The organism is Holzapfeliella sp. JNUCC 72 (genome assembly GCF_053668685.1).
This window is the reverse complement of the sequence record NZ_CM132220.1, coordinates 433,991-452,180: the sequence shown is the minus strand read 5'-3', so window position 1 is coordinate 452,180 and position 18,190 is coordinate 433,991. Positions and strand designations below refer to the sequence as shown.

Sequence of the window (18,190 nt, the reverse complement as noted above, 5' to 3'; positions counted from 1 at the left end):
TAATTTGTCTCCTTAATCTTTCGTTTTTGATTTTAAATAATTTAATAGTTGTTTTAAATTTTGGTTTTCAGGTGTTCGAGTCAATAAAGGATCATGTGTCAGGACTTCTTGGGCTGAATTTTTAGCCTCTACTAGTATTTGATAGTCTTTTAAAATATCGCCAACTTGAAATTGTGGTACACCAGATTGTTTATGACCAAACAAATCGCCTTGTCCTCGTAACTTTAAGTCTTCCTCAGCTAAAACAAAGCCATCTGTCGTTTGTTCAATGATAGCCATCCGCTTTTTACCTGTCTCACTTTTTGGCTCTGAAACAAACAAACAATAAGCTTGTGTTTGACCTCGACCGACACGTCCTCTAAGTTGATGTAATTGCGATAATCCAAAATAATCAGCATTAAATATGACCATCATATTCGCATTTTTGACATCAACACCAACTTCAATGACTGTAGTTGAAACCAAAATATCTATTTTGTGTTGTTCAAATGCCGTCATCACCTGCTGTTTTTGATCCGCACTCATTTTACCATGTAAAAGACCAACGGAATAATCAGGAAATTGCTGTGACATCTTGTCATATAATGCTTCAACATTCTCTAAATTAAGCTGTTCAGAATCTTCTATTAAAGGTGAAACAACATAAATTTGAAACTTCTCTTTTAATTGTTGTAACATTCTTTGATAGATTATCGTAGCTTGCTTAGGGCTAACCCACTGACTGACAATTGTTTGTCGTCCTTGAGGCAATTCATCAATAGTTGAAATATCAAGATTACCATAAGCCGTCATCGCCAGTGTTCTTGGAATAGGTGTTGCTGTCATTGATAATAAATCAACTGCATCACCTTTATCGATTAACTTTTGCCTTTGATTAACACCAAAACGATGCTGCTCATCGACAATAACTAACCCTAGCTTTTTAAATGCGACTGCTTTTTGAATCAACGCATGTGTTCCAACAACAAAGTTAGTTTTTCCCGTTGCTAGATCATGATAAATATCTTGTTTTTGTTTGGTAGTCAATGACCCTGTTAACAAAGAGACACTAACACCAAATGGGTTTAACAACTGTTTTAATTTAGCAAAATGCTGCTGTGCTAATATTTCTGTTGGTGCCATCAAGGCAACTTGATACCCTGCTGTTATCGCACCAAACGCACTAATTGCGGCTACAATCGTCTTTCCAGAACCAACATCTCCTTGAAGCAGGCGATGCATAACTTTAGGTTGTGCCATATCAGCCAGTATCTCATTAACAACTCGATTTTGCGCGTTTGATAATTCAAAAGGAAGTGCTTCTATAAAACTATCTACAGGTATGCGATGATACTGCCTGATGATACCAATTTCTTGGTAAGACTCTTGATAGATAATCTCTTGTAATTGCATCTGAAACAAAAAGAATTCCCGAAAAGCAGCACTTCGTCTAGCTAGTTGCTGTTGTTGTTTTGTTTTTGGAAAATGCATTAATCTAATTAATTGATTATCGTTCAACAATTGATACCGCTGTCTTAAATAAAGTGGTATTGCATCATCAATAATCAATTCACGGTCTTTCAATAAATTCACAATAAACTTTTGATAGCTTTCAAGTGAGAAAACTTTTCTCAACGAGTAGCTTGGCATCAAACGATTTAAATAATTTTGAGGGACTAGTTGTATAGCATTGAGCCTTTGAGCCGGTTTTTGATAAGTTCCGTAAACGGCAATGACTTCACCCTGTTCAATTTTTGATTTCATCCAAGGTTGATTAAAAAAACTGACCATGATGATTTCATGGTCAATTTTTAGTTTGAAAGAAAGAATTGTTCTTTTAAAACCTGCCTTACGCACAATAGGTTGTGTGATAACACGACCTATAAATGTTGATTTTTGACCATTTTCAATCGCAGATAATTCATACGTATTGTAATCGTCATATTTTCTTGGATAACTATAAAGGACATCATAAACTGTCGATAAGTTTAATTGTTTAAATTTATCAAGTGTTTTAGGTCCAACATTTTTTATCTCTTTTAAGGGAGTTAAAAGCTTTTTCTTCATCATTATTATTCTATTGAGATTAAGTAATCGTATACGGGTTGATCACCTTGGTGGATTTCAACTTCTAAGTCTTCATCAATTTCTAAAATACGGTCTTCTAGTTGTTGTGCTTCTTCTTCTGAACCATCTTCACCAATAATAATGGTTACAATTTCACTATCTTCATCTAAACCATCTTTAACAGTTTCAAGAATTGTTTCAAATTTATCAGAAGTTGAGTGAACAATTTTACCGTCTAAAAGTCCCATATAGTCGTTGTTGTGAATTTCAACACCGTCAATTTCTGTATCACGAATTGCACGAGTAACTTGAATACTTGTGACACCTTCAATTAATTCAGTCATACTTTCAGCATTGTCTTCAAGTGATGCTTCTGGATCAAATCCAAGCATTGCTGACATTCCTTGAGAAACGGTTTTTGCTGGGACTACTTCAACAGGAATAGATAATACTTCTTTAGCTTGTTTAGCAGCCATCATAATATTACCGTTGTTTGGTAAAATAATTGCTTTTTTCGCTTTTAGTTTTTCAACAGCATCAACGATATCTTGTGTACTTGGGTTCATTGTTTGACCACCACTCAAGACATAGCTGACACCTAAACTTTCAAACAATTGACGTAAACCTTCACCAACTGCGATAGCAACAACCGCAAAATCAACAGGTTCTACCTCTGATTTATGAGATTCATCTACAACATTTTCATGTTGAATACGCATATTATCTACTTTGATTTTATCTAATTTACCAAATTTCTTACCATGAGAGAAAATGTGTCCTGGTACTTCTGTATGCACGTGGACTTTAACTACTTCATCGTCAGAAACAACTAGTAAAGAATCGCCCAATTCATTTAGATATTCTCTAAATTCATCATATTCGAATTCTTTTTTACCTTCAAAATCGGCAGTTAAATCAATCATCATTTCTGTACAGTATCCGAAGTGGATATCTTGTGTTGAAATTTGTGGTTGAACACCTTGATGATGCGCAACATTAACCATTTCATCCATTTCAGATTTATCAGGTTGATACAAGTCTGAAACATTTTCACCTGTTAATGCTTCTAAGAATCCTTGATAAACAAATAAAAGCCCTTGTCCACCAGAGTCCACAACGCCAACTTCTTTTAAGACAGGTAATAATTCTGGTGTTTGTTGAAGTGATTTATGTGCACCTTCAACAACTGCTTGCATAACTTCGTTAACATCAGTTGTTTCAGTTGCTTTCTTTTGACCGGCACGAGCTGCTTGACGAGCAACAGTTAAAATTGTTCCCTCAACAGGTTTCATAACTGCTTTATAAGCGGTTTCAACACCACCAACAAAAGCGTCAGCTAGTGCTTGTGAGTCCAGAACTTCTTTGTCTTCAGTCTTTTTGGAGAATCCTCTAAACAATTGTGACAAAATAACACCCGAGTTTCCGCGTGCTCCCATCAGCATTCCTTTAGCTAAAGCTGCAGTTAATTCACCCACTTGTGAACCGTTACTTTCGTTAACAGCTTTTTCTCCGCTTTGAACCGTTAGATTCATATTTGTTCCTGTATCACCATCAGGTACAGGAAAAACGTTCAATGAATCAACAAATTCTGCATTTTTATTTAAGCGATAAGTCGCAATACGCACCATATCGCGAAACTTGGCTGAATTAATCTCAGTGACAACCAATAATATAACCTCCAGATATTTGAAAATAAATAAAACTAGCAAAGCTTTGCTTTTAGCTAGTCTTCAAGAATTTTGACACCCTGTACAATAACATTGACAGATTTTGCTTGTGTTCCTAAATATTGTTTCAAGTGATACTTTACGCTGTTTTGCACATTGCGACTAACTTCTGACATTTTAACGCCGTAACCAACAATGATATAAACGTCTACTACTATTTCACCGTTATTTTGTTTGATTACCACACCTTTTGTGTAGTTCTCACGGTTTAAGATTTCGTTCATACCATCTTTAAGTTGGTTTTTGCTTGCCATTCCAACGATACCATAGATATCAGTAGCGGCACCACCAACAACCGTTGCGATGACATTGTTAGAAATGTCGATTTGTCCATATTTTGTGTTTATTTTTACAGTCATATCTTCCCTCCATTACCGATAATGAAGCCAAATCATTTACTTTTCCTATTTTATCACAGCGCATACAATTATTAAATTATTTTTGATAAAATTCATATAGTAATTGAATTATTCTATCGGTTATGATATCTTATATTAGTAATTGAATTATTTTACTGGAAAAGGAGGTTTAGCAAATGGCAAAAGATGTAATTACAGGTCGTAAGACAACATTCGGTAACGCGCGTTCACACGCTTTGAACTCTTCACGTCGCAAGTGGAAGCCAAACCTTCAAAAAGCTCGCATCCTTGTTGATGGAAAGCCACAACGTGTTTGGGTTTCAGCAAGAGCTCTAAAATCCGGTAAAGTTACCCGTGTTTAATTTTTAATTAATACAAACAACAATTAAAAGCCATGTTCTTAATGAACATGGCTTTTTTATTTTGTCTATATATTAATCTTTGCTATAAATAATAGCTATAATGCCCTCATCTAGTTGAACTTGTATAGGTTGACCTTCTTCAAATTCATTACTAATAAACGGCTGAATTTGTTTAGAAGAAAAATCGGTTAAGGGATACTTTGCTCCTGTAATTGTTAAATGAGAAACACCAGTTAATGGAACAACAGAAAAATAATTTTGCCCCTTTTGGGCGCAAAACTGATGTTTACCTTCGCTAATATAAACAACTTCGTTGTAATCATCTATCAATCTGATTTTTTCAACATAAGGTAAAACATCTGGTGCTAATACCATAAACAAATTTGAAAGCAAATGATCCAGACGTCCGCCCGTTGCTCCATAAATTATAATCAAATCATCAGTTTTTTGCTGTTTTAACAGTTCAACTGCTTTCATCAGTCCAAGTTGACCATCTGTATAATCTTTATGCGTGGGATAAATCAAACAGTCATTAACCTTATTCTTTAATTGCTGTTTTTGACTTTCACTGATTGAATCAAAATCACCAATTGCAATATCAGGAATAATTTCATTATCTAACAACCATTGTGCACCATAATCGACACCAATAATTGCTCCTCCCGCTTGCAGACGTTTCTTTAAATCAATAGGGTAATAATTTGAAGGTCCGCCCAATACAACGTTAATCGTTCCTGACATTATACCAGCCTGCTTAGTTTTTCATGGAAATTATCACCTTTAAATAGGTAAGAACCTGATACTGCTACAGTAGCGCCAGCTTCTTTTACATCTGGAAAAGTCTGGTCGTTCACGCCACCATCAACTTCGATTTCGAAGTTAGACTCGTAAGTAGTTTTAAGTTTCGCCAACTCAGCCACTTTTGACATCATTTCTTTGATAAAAGTTTGACCACCAAAGCCTGGGTTGACTGTCATTACTAGAACTTGATCAACAATATCAAGTAAAGGCATAATTACCGATACTGGTGTAGAGGGACTCAGTACGATACCTGCCTTCACACCAGCTTTTTTTATCTGCCACACTAAATAATAAGCATTTGTGGTACTTTCAATATGAAACTCAATCATATCCGCACCCGCATCAATAAAATCATTAATCATCTGCTCTGGATGACTCACCATTAAATGAACTTCTGCTTCCATTTCAGGAAAATTTTGCTTAATATCTTTAACATTTTGAGCTGTGAAACCTAGATTAGGAACAAAATGGCCATCCATCACATCAATGTGAAGCCCACTAATTCCGGCTTCTTTTGCTCTGACAACTTCCTGATACAATTCAAGGCTGTTGGCGCCTAAAATAGAAGGCATGATTTTCATTTTATTTTCTCCTTTTTCTTTGTTTCTTAACATACTCTGGTGTGCGACTTCTTTCAATCTCTTCACGTAATTCTAAATACATATCATATCGAGACTGTAAGATTTCACCTGTTTCCACCAATCTTTTAATTTCACAATTAGGTTCGTTTAAGTGCTGGCATGATCTAAATTGGCAAAGATGCGCATGACTTCTAAATTCAACAAAACAATCTCGTAATTCATCAATTTGAATCATTTGAATATCAATAGATGAAAATCCAGGCGTGTCTGCTAGATAACCTGATTCCAATTCAAATAATTGAACTTGTCGAGTTGTATGTTTCCCTCTATTTAGCGTTTGAGAAATTGCCGCTGTTTCTTGTTGTGCATTTGGGTTTAATTGGTTCAGCAGCGTCGATTTACCAACACCTGACTGACCTGCTAGAACACTTAATTGCTTAGTTTTAAAATAGTCTTCTAATACGGATAAAGGTTGATCTGAGTAGAAAATAGGATAGCCTATACTTTCATAATAGGCTAACTGATTTTTTAAATGCGTCACTTCATCACCAGAAAGCAAGTCCATCTTCGAGATATAGATAGCAATATCTACATGATGCTCTTCAATAAATGTCAAAAATCGATCTAACAGCTTAGGAGAAAATTCTGGTTCTCTGGCCGAAATTAGTAATAAAACATCAGAGATATTTGCTAGTAACGGACGCTTCAAGGCATTCTTTCGTTCATCAATAGACATTAAGTAACCTGTCTTAGTTGCTTCTTCTGGTTGAATTTCGACGTAATCACCAACAATCGGCTTTTGTCCTTTATTTCTTAAATTACCTCTAGCCCTTGTTCGATATTTGCCATTTTCGGTTACAACATCGTAAAAGCCTGAAATTGAATTAATAATTTGTCCTTTTATCATAAAACCTCACTAATTTTTTACTGTTTGATTAATAATGGTTGTGCCATCACGGACAATTCTAATTGATCCGTTAGTGTTTGGTGCTAAGTTGAATGTAATTGCATAATTTCTATCTTGCGTAATTTGTTCATCGCGATAAATATTACGACTATTATTCAAAGAATCGCCGACATAAATTTGAATATGATTTTGTCCATTGACTGCTGTGTCTTTATCATACTCAATTTCAAAGGATTGTGTAATTAATTTGTTATTACTACTTGATTGGGAACTTGAGTTAGAACTAGAATCATAGGTCGGTTCTTTTCCTTTTGAAACGGTAACTGTTACGTTGTCACCTTTTTTAACTTCAACTTGCGGGTTTGGATTTTGACTAATAATTTGGCCTTCTGGCGTATTATTAGAGTAATCTTGTTTAATGGTTAAATTAATACCTACTTCATTAGCATAGTCACGAGCACTCTTTTCAGAATAACCACTCAAATCACGTAATTTGATTTTTTGGACACCTGTACTAACAGTCAAAGTAATCGTAGTCTTAGAAGCGTCTACTTGCTTACCAGCGGTTTCACTTTGAGAAATAATTAAGTCTTTATCTACTGAATCAGAAGCTTGATCTTTTCTTTGAACTGTAAACCCTGCTTTTTCGAGAACTTCTTTAGCCTGATCATAGTTCTGGTTAGCAACATTTGGAACAGATGTTAGTCCTGGACCTGAAGAAATAATCAGACCAATCTTTGTCCCAGAACGCACTTGTGTATTCGCACTTGGCATACTTCTAATTACTTTATCTTTTTCAACTGTTGAATTGTTCTGTTCATCAACCGCACCCACTGATAATCCTTGTGCAGTCAATTGACTTTGCGCTTCTGATTGTGTCAGATTTTCTAAATTAGGTACTGTAATCATAGTGCCGTTAGAAGCAAATATCTTAAAGACTAAGAAGATGATTAATAAGAAGACCGTAATACCTGCTCCGATAAACCAAATTAAATGACGTTTTTTAGGCGCCGATTCTTCTTTAGTTGATTCAGATTCAACACCATGATCCGTTTCTTCACGCTCTTCTTCTGTTAAATTAGCAACGTGACCTGATAAGTCTGGAATAACTTTTGTATCGTCAGCTTTCAAAGCATGTGCTGGTTCATACTTAGGCTCATCAACTCGATTAGCCGATAACGATGAATCTAAATCGGCTTTCATTTCTGAAACACTTTCATAGCGATCTTCTGGATTTTTGGATGTTGCTTTTAATACCACATTTTCAAGTGCTTGTGGGATTTCTGGATGCATTTTTCTGATTGAGGGAATGTTTTCTTGGAAGTGTTTTAAGGCAATTGAAACCGCAGTTTCCCCACCAAAAGGCACATTTCCTGTTATCAATTCATACAAGATAATCCCCAATGAGTAAATATCAGATTGCTTGGTAGCCATTGACCCTTTGGCTTGTTCTGGCGAAATATAATGAACTGATCCCAGTAAACTGTTGGTTTGTGTTACTGCATTCTTACCTAGTGAAATCGCAATTCCAAAATCTGCAACTTTAACAACACCTGTTTTACTAATCAAAATATTTTGTGACTTCAAATCTCGGTGAATCACTTCATGCTGATGTGCCAGTTTAATCGCTGACAAAATTTGATCCATAATATTGATTACTTTGTTCATTGAAATCGGATAATTTTCTCTGATGTAGTCTTTCAGGTTAGAACCGTCTATGTATTCCATCACCAGATACTGCATCCCTTGCGACTCGCTAATATCTAAGATGCTGACAATATTAGGATGACTTAACTCACTAGTAGCTAGTGCTTCTCTTTGAAAGCGTCTAACTAATGGTGAATTATTTTGAAATTCCCCACGCATCACTTTAATTGCAACGTGTCTTTCCAAAATAATGTCTTGTGCTAGATAAACATCCGCCATGCCACCACGACCAATGAGTTTAATAATTTTGTATCTTTTGGCTAACAAATAACCTTTTTCTAACATACAATTACACCTCTTCATTCTTTGTTAACAAGCACACCGTAATATTATCTTCGCCACCGGCTTCATTAGCTAGTGCGATTAAAACATCACATTTTTCTTGCAAAGTCATGTCTTGATTTAAGACTTTTTGAATTTGTGAACGAGTTAACGTATTTGTTAAACCATCGCTGCATAATAAAACAATATCAAATTTATTAGGAATCATTTTGACATACTCTGGGTTGATTGATTGAGAAACGCCTAATGACTCTGTAATGATATTTTTTTGCGGATGATTTTTAGCTTGTGAAGGTGTGATTTCACCCTGCTTTAATAATTCATTCACCAAGGAATGATCTTCAGTTACTTGATATAAAATTTCTTGTTTTAACAAGTAAGCTCTAGAATCTCCTAAATGAGCGAATAAGTAAGCATCTTTAAAAGCAATCACTAAAACGATAGTTGTCCCCATACCGCGTAAGTCTTTAAATTGGTTACTTGCTTCTAATATTGCTTTATTTTCTTTAACTAGAACAGCTTCCAACCAAGATTTTGCCTCGTTATAGCTATGAATAGAAGTCTGCTCAAAACTATGACCAATATGGTTCACGGCCATAGATGATGCGACATCGCCTCCACGATGCCCTCCCATACCATCAGCTACAATAGCGAGAACTAAGTTCTCTGGGTTATTAAACACTTTGACATAATCTTGATTGGTTTTCCGAACTAACCCAACATCTGTTTGCCATGCAGTCTGTATCACTTATTTATCTCCTTCACTTTTGACTAAAAAAGCGATAAAGAACCCATCAGTCTGATAGGTGTCTGGAAAAATACGGACAAAGTCATCAGATCTGATTGCTTCGTTATCAGCTTTTAGATAAACCTTTTCTAATGAAAAATCAGGATGCTGCTTCAAAAAAGAGTTAACAACCTGTTCGTTTTCTTCATTAGTAATGGTACATGTGCTATAAACCAAACGACCGTTTGGTTTCAAACTATCACAAACACCATTTAAAATTTCAAGTTGGATTTGGCTGAGCTTTTTAACATCAGAAAGCTCTTTTGTATATTTAACTTCCGGTTTTCTTCTCAACAAACCCAATCCTGAACAAGGTGCATCTACTAGGATTTTATCATAAATTGCTGTTCCGAGTTCTTGACTCACTAATCTAGCATCTAGTTGCTTAGTTTCAATTAAATCAGCAACTTGCATTCGAGTCGCATTTTCCTTAATCAAATTCAATTTGTTTTTGTGGATATCCAAGGCTGTCACTTTACCTGTTACCAATTCTTCAGCGATTTGAATAGTTTTGCCACCTGGAGCTGCACAAGCATCCAAAACAGTATCACCTGCTTCTACTTGCAAACTTTGGGCTGCTAATGTTGCTGAATCATCTTGAATTGTAATGGCACCTTGTTCAAAAAGTCCTAATTGATTAATTGGACCATAGGATAAGTGAAGTGAATCTGGTGAAATTTCTGAATCAGTATAACTAATTTCATGATTATCTAACCATTGGCAAACTTTGTTTTTAGTTGTAACTTTATGGTTGATACGAATTGTATTTTGAGGTGGTTGATTAATTGACTGTAAAATACTTTTAGTCTTACTTTGACCAAAATCAGCAATTAAGTAATCAACTAGCCATTCTGGAATACTGTAAACCGTAGCAAGATATGTCACAAGGTTTGCTTCGTCTGGCGTTTGTTGTCCCTGACGGAGGACATTTCGTAAAACACCATTAACTACTTTATAAAGATTGTTCTTAGCGTATTGTTTAGCTAATAAATTGGCTTCGTCTAATACGGCATGATTAGGAACGCGATCCAAAAAGAATAATTGATAAATTGACATCAATAATAACGGTCTCATCCAAGGGGCCTTTTTATTTTCCTTGAAAATATCACGAATTTGATAGTCCAAATAAATTTGGTGTTGGATTGTTCCATAGACTAATTGTGTTACTAAGTTTTTATCATTGCTTGAAAGATCTGATTTCTTCAAAGCATGGTTTAAAGCTATGTTAGAATAACTCTTATTTTTGAAAACAGAAATGAGAGTTTCTAAAGCTATTCTTCTAGCAGATTTATTCTTCATCACTAACTACTTTTTCTCCAATTTTTAAGTTTCGACCATGTCCATTCAGGTAGTCGCTGATTTTCATACGCGGTTTGCCCATTGGTTGAATTTCATCAATTTCTAAAACACTATTATCAGAAAAACTTAAGCAAAAACGCTTATTATTATCAACTAGTACGCCTGATTGATAATCAGTTTTCTCATCTAGTACGTGTGATTGCCAAATCTTTGTACGCACACCATTAATGTAAAGAAAAGCACCTGGATTAGGATTCAATGCTCGAATCAAATTATGAGCTTCTGTAGCTGTCAATGATTGAGAAATTTGGGCTTCTTCTTTACTAATTGTTGGTGAAAAAGTAACTTCTTCGGTTTTTTGAGGTGTTTTATTAGTTGGATTTTTAACAATTTCAGGCAATGTTTTAAGGAGCAAATCACGACCCAAATAACTTAACTTGTCAAAAATTGTAGCGGAGTTGTCCGTGTCTTCAATTGTAATGGCTTCTTGGCTATACATATCACCGGCATCCATTTCTTTTACCATTTCCATAATTGTGACACCTGTTTTTTTATCCCCATTTTTCAAGGCATATTGAATAGGTGCGCCACCACGATATTTAGGCAATAATGAGCCGTGCACATTAACTGCTGCAATATTGACAGAGTTCAAGAAACTAGTTGGCAAAAACTGACCATAAGCCGCTGTCACAATGAAATCTGCTTGTAATTGAATAAGTTCAGCGAGCTCGTCGCTTTGACTTAGTTTTTCTGGTTGAAAAACAGGTAACCCAGCTTCAGTTGCATAAGCTTTTACAGGTGTTGGTGTTAGTTGTCTTTTACGGCCTAACTTTTTATCTGGTTGAGTGACAACCGCTTTTACTTCGTACTCATCAGCTTCATTAAGTCCTTTTAAAATTGGAACACTAAATTGAGGTGTTCCCATAAAAATAATTGTTTTCATTATTGTCACCTTCTAATTAAATTGATAAGGATCAACATCTAAATAGATATTGACCTGGTCTTTTTTTGAATCAAAGCCTTGCATCCTAATTGTATTCAAAACCGAATACAACTTGGGCTCAACTTTATATTTGATTAAAATTTGGTAGTAGTAATGGTCTTTTAACCTGGTTACCGCTTGAGGTGTCGGCCCCAATATTAAAGCTTGTTGACTCAATTCTTTTTTCAGTAAACTCTTGATTTTAAAAGCCGCCATTGCTGCCTTTTGTTCTAATTTACTCGTTACAGTAATCAAATTCAAATAAAAATAAGGTGGGTATTGTCCCTGACGTCTAATGGCCATCTCTTTTTGATAAAATCCCTCATAGTTATGATGCTTAGCTAGCTGAATAGCATAATGATCTGGATTATAAGTTTGAATCAAGACCTTACCAGGTAAACTTGCACGGCCTGCACGACCACTAACTTGAGTCAATAAATCAAATGTTTTTTCAGATGAACGAAAATCTGGAAAAGACAACCCACTATCTGCGTTAATAACACCGACTAGCGTAACATTTTCAAAATCAAGTCCCTTGGCTATCATCTGTGTTCCTAGCAAAATATCCGCTTCATGATTTCCAAAAGCATCAAGAATTTTTTGATGTCCGCCTTTTTTTCTAGTAGTATCGACATCCATTCTTAAAATGGTCGATTCCGGTATCAATTGTTGGAGCAACTCTTCTATCTTCTGCGTACCACTACCGAAGAATTTAATACGAGTAGACTGACATTCTGGGCACTGCTTAGGTATTCCCGTTTCATAGCCGCAATAATGACATTTCATTTGTTGCGTATCTTTATGCAAGGTCAGTGAAATATCACAATGCGGGCATTTTAAGACATAGCCACAATCACGGCATAGCATGAAGTTAGCATATCCACGCCTATTCAGCAATAAAATAACCTGTTGTTTTTTGGCGATTGTTTGCTTTATACCAGAAATTAACTCATCAGATAAATCTAATTGACTAGAAAAATGCGCTTTTGTCATATCAATTAAGTCTACTTTGGGTAATGCGATTTGTTCTGGACGCTTTGTCATTAGCAATAATTGATATCGGTTTTTTTGTGCTCGAGCTCTTGATTCTAGTGATGGCGTTGCACTTCCCAAAATCACGACAGCCTGATGATAATCCGCCCGCCATTTAGCTACTTCACGAGCATGGTATTTCGGATTTTCTTCTTGCTTATAGGTACTTTCATGCTCTTCGTCAATAATGATAAGTCCCAAATTTTTCAAGGGTGCAAAAATAGCACTCCTGGCACCTACAACAACATCGACTTCTTGCCCGTTGATTCGACGCCATTCATCATAACGTTCACCGTCAGAAAGACCACTGTGCAAAACGGCTACTTTCGAACCAAATCGTGCAAAGACTTGTCGGACCATCTGCGGTGTCAAAGCAATTTCAGGAACTAGCATCAAAGCTTGCTTTTTGTTTGCTAATGCTTTGGCAATTGTTTGTAAATAAACCTCTGTTTTGCCACTTCCTGTAATTCCTTCTAGTAAAAATACTTGCTTTTGTCTTTCGGTTAATGCCTGATTAATTGATTGAACGGCTGTTTCTTGCTCCTGTGTTAACACTTTAGCAGAAGCCTCATTTTGTATCGTTAAATCAGCAAGTGGATTACGATTAATTTGAACTTTTGATCGTTTAATCCAACCTTTTTTTTCTGCTTCTACCAGAAAACTAGTTGATAATGCTGCTTCTTTAACCAACTGTGTCTGTATAATAGGAAAATTTTGTGGATTTTCTATGATGAATTTTAAAAGCTTTTGTTGATTTGTTGCATTAGCTTTTGTTGAGTCCAATAGTTTTTGATAAACTGGCATGCCCAGCCCTAAATCAATTTGAGTTGTCATCTTGTCTTTAGCTTTGTTTTTGACTTGATAAACAATTTTTGTTTCTTTATTTTTTAATGTTTTTTGAATCAATTTGATCAACTCATAGTCCTTGATTTGATTAAGAGAAAGCTGATCATTTGTTTGGTTTTCAAATAATTGCTGGTAGTTTGATTCTGAAATAGTTTTGGTTGGTTTTAGAAAGCGCTGATAATTAGCCTTTAAGACATTAGGTAGCATCGTTTGAATAACTGAAATACGATAAGTAAATAAATGCTTAGCTAATTGATCAGATAACGTTAACAGCTCTTGATTCAAAGGCGGGAACTCATCAATGACAGACAATAAATTCTTCATCTTGCCCGAAAAACTACTTTGAGACTTTATATTGACTACAAATCCTTGGATTTTTCGACGACCAAAAGGTACTTCTACTCGTGAACCTTCTTCTACAAGATCAACCAATTGATTGGGTATTTGATATTGAAATGTTTTATTTGTATCTTGTGTAGCCACGTCAACAATTACGTCAGCAAACTTAGACATTCAAAAACCTCTCTTTACGATTAAAAAACCTTCATCCACATACAAAGATGTTGATGAAGGTTCATCAAAATACAAGCCGATTAATTATACATTAGCTTTATGGTTAGGGTCAATTTCAACGGCACCTTCAGCGATTTCTTCAAGTGCATGACCGACAACTTTTCTTGATTTGTAACTTTCGATAGCTTGAGGTGCGCCATCTTCTAGTTCATGTGCACGTTTTGCAGCTAAAACTGCTAATGAATAACGTGAATCAACTTTTGTTAATAGTTTGTCAATTGATGGATATGAAATCATAGATTGTTACTCCTTTTATTTATCTAACATTTGACGGTAATCATCGATTACGCGATCAACTCGAACATGTTCAGCATCAATAATGGATTTGATTTTTTGAACGGCTAAGTCAACTTCATCATTAACTACCGCATAATCATAGCTTTCCATCATCAAAATTTCTTCTTTGGCCTTAGTCATTCTCTTTTGAATAACATCTAAATCGTCAGTTCCACGTTTGACGATACGGTTTTTTAATTCAGACAAATCAGGTGGTGTCAAGAAGATGAAAGCTCCTTCAGGAATCTTGTCTCTTACTTGCATTGCACCTTTTACTTCGATTTCAAGTAAAACATCATGCCCTTGTTCTAACATATCATTAACCGGTTTTAGTGGTGTACCGTAATAGTTATCAACGTATTGTGCGTACTCTAGCATTTCACCTTTTTCGATTGCTTCTTCAAAAGATGCTTTATCACTAAAGTAGTAATCTACACCGTCAACTTCACCTTCACGAGGTTGTCTGGTGGTCATTGAAACTGAATATTTAAAGTCAAAAGCATGGCTTTCAACAAGCGCTTGTCTGACTGTCCCTTTACCCACACCAGAGGGGCCTGATAGGACAATTAATAAACCTTTACTTGACATCGTTTTATCTTCCCAACATTTTTAAAGTATTACTATAATAATGCAATAGTTTCAAACATTTTTCAAGCCTTAAGACAGAAATTGCCACTATTCAGCAAGTCCTAATAAGGCTTTGGCATTTTCTAAGGCCGCATTCGTCACGGAATCACCGGCTATCATTTTTGCAATAGCTGTGATAGACTCATCCAAATTCAAGTTGCTAATCATTGTCTTCGTTCTCTCATTCACGACATGTTTTTCAATTAAGTAGCGATAATCCGACAATGCTGCAATTTGTGGTGAGTGTGTGATAACTAAAACTTGTTGATTTTGAGCGATTTGTTTCATCTTATGTCCAATAGCAGTCGCCACTCTACCAGAAACACCTGTATCAATTTCATCAAAAATAACAGTTGAAACTTGATCAGCTCGTGAAAATATTGTTTTCAACGCTAAAATCACACGTGATTGTTCCCCACCAGAAGCAACCTTATGTAGCGGTTGTAAACTTTCGCCAGTATTTGACGAAATATAAAAAATGGCACTGTCTTGTCCGTTTTTATCGAATTCAGCATTCAAACTAAATCGAATCTCAAACTGGGCTTTATCCATATATAAATCGTTGAGTTGTTGCTTAACTTCTTGTTCTAACAACTTGGCTTGTTTACTTCTGATATCGGTTAATTGTGCGGCATATTTTTTAACATCTTGTAAAACAGCCTCTTTTTGTTGCTTAATAGCTTCAATATCATCTTGACTGAAAAATAACTCGTCTAGTTGTTGCTGTGCATTTTCATGGAATACTAAAACATCATTTAAAGTCGGACCATATTTCTTTTGGAGATTTAATAATTGTGTGACACGTTCAGACACATATTGAAAATGTGCTTCATCAAAGTCGAAATTATCTGAAATAGTATGCAACTGATGATTAGCATCATCTATTGAGTAATAGGCATCATTAATCGTTTGTGCTAAATTTTTAAACTCAGTACCATAAATCGTTAAATTATCAGATTCAGATTTAACAGCGTTCATAATGGTCATTAGTCCTTGATCATCTGATTCAAGGTAGGCTAACAATTGATAAATTTTGTCGCTGATTGTTTGAAAGTTTGATAACTTTTCAAGTTCTTCTTCTAAATTCTGATCACTTTCCAAATCAATTTCAAGCTCATCAATTTCATTAATTTGAAAGTTTAAAATGTCAACTTGCTGAGCCATTTGCTGAGCATTATCTGTGATTTTATCTAATTGACGTGATAATTTTTGGTAAGTTGTAAAGGCCGTATCATAAGCCTCTTTAACTTGCGCTAACTTATCTTTTGCATAGCTATCTAATAATGATAAATGTGACATTTGATTCATCAAAATTTGTTGGTCATGTTGCCCATGAATATTAACTAAGAATGGGCTCAACTCTTTCAGTAAACTAACCGTTGTGAGCTCGCCATTAACACGAATGATATTGCGACCTTTTTGAGAAATGCGTCTTTGAATAACCAATTGATTATCATCTAATTCGATATTATAACCATCTAGTAATTGTTGAATTTTATCTCGATTATGCGTAACCTCAAATAATCCTGTAATGACAGCTTCACTAGCTTGGCTACGGACCATCTCAGAAGAGGCGCGTTGTCCCATTAATAGTGATAGCGCATCAATAATGATAGATTTACCCGCACCTGTTTCACCAATTAAGGTTGACATGTTCGCATTGAAGGTCATTTGAACTTCTTCAATAATCGCAAAATTTTTAATATCTAATTGACTTAACATAGCATCCTCATTTCTTACAATTGATGCAAATATTTGATAAAGGCTGATGCATCTTTAACTGAATAAAAAATAATTAAAACTAACGCATCATTTTCGATAACAGAAAATAACCCTTCAAGATTTTTAGCCTTAATTTCTTCACCCAAAGCTTCAGCCATCCCGGGATGAGTCTGCAATTGAACCATATCCCGTTTTTGCTTAATATCCGTTATTGGAAAGGATAAAAACTGTCTATCTTTTTTAAGTTGCGTCATTTTCTTATTTTGACTATAGGCAAAGCCTTCGGTTGTTAGGCGGTTTTTGTCGATATATAAATCATCAAAATCTCTTGAGATTGTGGCTTGTGTCGTCTTAATACCACGCTCATTTAAATACTCCAATAGTTCCTGCTGACTTTGCACAGTATTATTTTTAATAATATCTAAAATCGCGTTTTGTCTAAGTACTTTTTTCATTGTCTTATTTTAAATTCCTTCATCAACTAATGCCATTAATTCTGGTACAGACTTATTCCACTTGTTTTGACCAGATCCTGATTCATTTTTGCGTAAATGAATCAAAAATTCAATATTTCCATGGCCACCTTTAATCGGTGAAAAGTCTAAATCTAGTACATCAAAACCAGTTTTTAATGAAAAATCAATAATAGTGTCTAACACTTCGGCATGGACTTTATGATCTTTGATAATTCCTTTTTTACCAACTTTTTCGCGACCAGCTTCAAACTGTGGCTTAATTAAGCAGACAGCATCATGGTTAGCTTCTAAAATCTCATACATTGGTGGCAAGATTAGTTTCAATGAAATAAACGACACATCTGTCATTGCAAAAGTTGGACGTCCTTCATTAAAGTCTGCTAGCGTACTATAACGAAAGTTTTGTCTTTCCATAACAACTACTCTAGGATCTTCTCTTAAAGACCAAGCCAGTTGATTATACCCAACATCTAAAGCGTATACTTTTTGTGCACCATTTTGTAATGCCACATCAGTAAAACCACCTGTTGAAGCACCAATATCTAAACAAATTTTATCTTGTAATGAGATATTAAAAACTTTTAGTGCTTTTTCGAGCTTAAAGCCACCTCGTGATACATACTTAGCTTCGTGATTTTTCAAAATAAAAGTTTCAGATTCATCAAATTTATCGCCGGCTTTGTCAATTCGCTGATGATTGTGATCTAAAACATTTCCCGCCATGATTGCACTTTGGGCACGCTGTCTAGATGGAAAGTACCCTTGTTCTGCTAAAATTACATCTACTCTTTTTTTCAA

The 18,190-nt window shown here is 35.2% G+C and carries 17 protein-coding genes; 1 reads left to right on the top strand and 16 read right to left on the bottom strand.

Going from position 1 to position 18,190, the window contains the following annotated elements:
• Positions 1-12: 12 nt before the first annotated feature.
• Genes recG through JNUCC72_RS02155 form a run of 3 tightly spaced genes read right to left on the bottom strand, consistent with a single transcriptional unit; the run spans position 13 to position 4,132 of the window.
• On the bottom strand, positions 13-2,046 hold the full coding sequence (gene recG, locus JNUCC72_RS02165) for an ATP-dependent DNA helicase RecG (RefSeq protein WP_454144430.1): 2,034 nt from the start codon (positions 2,044-2,046) through the stop codon (positions 13-15).
• A gap of 5 nt (positions 2,047-2,051) precedes the next feature.
• Positions 2,052-3,713: a DAK2 domain-containing protein gene (locus tag JNUCC72_RS02160; protein WP_454144428.1), complete on the bottom strand. Its 1,662-nt coding sequence runs from the start codon at positions 3,711-3,713 to the stop codon at positions 2,052-2,054.
• Between the two features lie 56 nt (positions 3,714-3,769).
• Positions 3,770-4,132: an Asp23/Gls24 family envelope stress response protein gene (locus JNUCC72_RS02155; RefSeq protein WP_339969866.1), complete on the bottom strand. Its 363-nt coding sequence runs from the start codon at positions 4,130-4,132 to the stop codon at positions 3,770-3,772.
• A gap of 176 nt (positions 4,133-4,308) precedes the next feature.
• Between JNUCC72_RS02155 and rpmB the strand changes: the two genes are divergently transcribed.
• Positions 4,309-4,494: a 50S ribosomal protein L28 gene (gene rpmB, locus JNUCC72_RS02150; RefSeq protein ID WP_056975148.1), complete on the top strand. Its 186-nt coding sequence runs from the start codon at positions 4,309-4,311 to the stop codon at positions 4,492-4,494.
• 72 nt (positions 4,495-4,566) lie between these two features.
• Here rpmB and JNUCC72_RS02145 read toward each other — a convergent pair whose 3' ends face one another.
• From JNUCC72_RS02145 to JNUCC72_RS02085, 13 genes are all read right to left on the bottom strand, one after another.
• Complete coding sequence (locus tag JNUCC72_RS02145; protein ID WP_454144425.1) at positions 4,567-5,235, bottom strand: thiamine diphosphokinase; 669 nt, start codon at positions 5,233-5,235, stop codon at positions 4,567-4,569.
• Positions 5,235-5,876, bottom strand: coding sequence for a ribulose-phosphate 3-epimerase (rpe, locus tag JNUCC72_RS02140; RefSeq protein WP_454144423.1), 642 nt, complete (start codon positions 5,874-5,876; stop codon positions 5,235-5,237). The genes JNUCC72_RS02145 and rpe overlap by 1 nt, the downstream gene beginning before the upstream one ends.
• A 1-nt stretch (position 5,877) precedes the next feature.
• Positions 5,878-6,783: a ribosome small subunit-dependent GTPase A gene (gene rsgA / locus JNUCC72_RS02135; RefSeq protein WP_454144421.1), complete on the bottom strand. Its 906-nt coding sequence runs from the start codon at positions 6,781-6,783 to the stop codon at positions 5,878-5,880.
• Positions 6,784-6,792: 9 nt separating this feature from the next.
• Positions 6,793-8,775: a Stk1 family PASTA domain-containing Ser/Thr kinase gene (gene pknB, locus JNUCC72_RS02130; RefSeq protein WP_454144419.1), complete on the bottom strand. Its 1,983-nt coding sequence runs from the start codon at positions 8,773-8,775 to the stop codon at positions 6,793-6,795.
• 4 nt (positions 8,776-8,779) lie between these two features.
• Positions 8,780-9,520 (bottom strand): Stp1/IreP family PP2C-type Ser/Thr phosphatase, encoded by a 741-nt coding sequence (locus tag JNUCC72_RS02125; protein WP_454144417.1) that lies wholly within the window; start codon positions 9,518-9,520, stop codon positions 8,780-8,782.
• The gene (gene rsmB, locus JNUCC72_RS02120; protein ID WP_454144415.1) at positions 9,521-10,858 is read right to left on the bottom strand and encodes a 16S rRNA (cytosine(967)-C(5))-methyltransferase RsmB; all 1,338 of its coding nucleotides are present in this window, start codon (positions 10,856-10,858) and stop codon (positions 9,521-9,523) included. It lies immediately after the preceding gene.
• On the bottom strand, positions 10,848-11,801 hold the full coding sequence (gene fmt, locus JNUCC72_RS02115) for a methionyl-tRNA formyltransferase (protein WP_454144413.1): 954 nt from the start codon (positions 11,799-11,801) through the stop codon (positions 10,848-10,850). Before fmt ends, rsmB begins: the two co-directional genes overlap by 11 nt.
• A gap of 12 nt (positions 11,802-11,813) precedes the next feature.
• Complete coding sequence (gene priA / locus JNUCC72_RS02110; RefSeq protein ID WP_454144411.1) at positions 11,814-14,231, bottom strand: primosomal protein N'; 2,418 nt, start codon at positions 14,229-14,231, stop codon at positions 11,814-11,816.
• 84 nt (positions 14,232-14,315) lie between these two features.
• Positions 14,316-14,528, bottom strand: coding sequence for a DNA-directed RNA polymerase subunit omega (gene rpoZ / locus JNUCC72_RS02105; RefSeq protein WP_454144409.1), 213 nt, complete (start codon positions 14,526-14,528; stop codon positions 14,316-14,318).
• 15 nt (positions 14,529-14,543) lie between these two features.
• Complete coding sequence (gene gmk, locus JNUCC72_RS02100; protein WP_454144407.1) at positions 14,544-15,155, bottom strand: guanylate kinase; 612 nt, start codon at positions 15,153-15,155, stop codon at positions 14,544-14,546.
• 87 nt (positions 15,156-15,242) lie between these two features.
• The gene (recN, locus tag JNUCC72_RS02095; protein WP_454144405.1) at positions 15,243-16,916 is read right to left on the bottom strand and encodes a DNA repair protein RecN; all 1,674 of its coding nucleotides are present in this window, start codon (positions 16,914-16,916) and stop codon (positions 15,243-15,245) included.
• Positions 16,917-16,930: 14 nt separating this feature from the next.
• Positions 16,931-17,371: an arginine repressor gene (locus tag JNUCC72_RS02090; RefSeq protein ID WP_454144403.1), complete on the bottom strand. Its 441-nt coding sequence runs from the start codon at positions 17,369-17,371 to the stop codon at positions 16,931-16,933.
• 9 nt (positions 17,372-17,380) lie between these two features.
• Positions 17,381-18,190 (bottom strand): TlyA family RNA methyltransferase, encoded by an 810-nt coding sequence (locus JNUCC72_RS02085; protein WP_454144401.1) that lies wholly within the window; start codon positions 18,188-18,190, stop codon positions 17,381-17,383.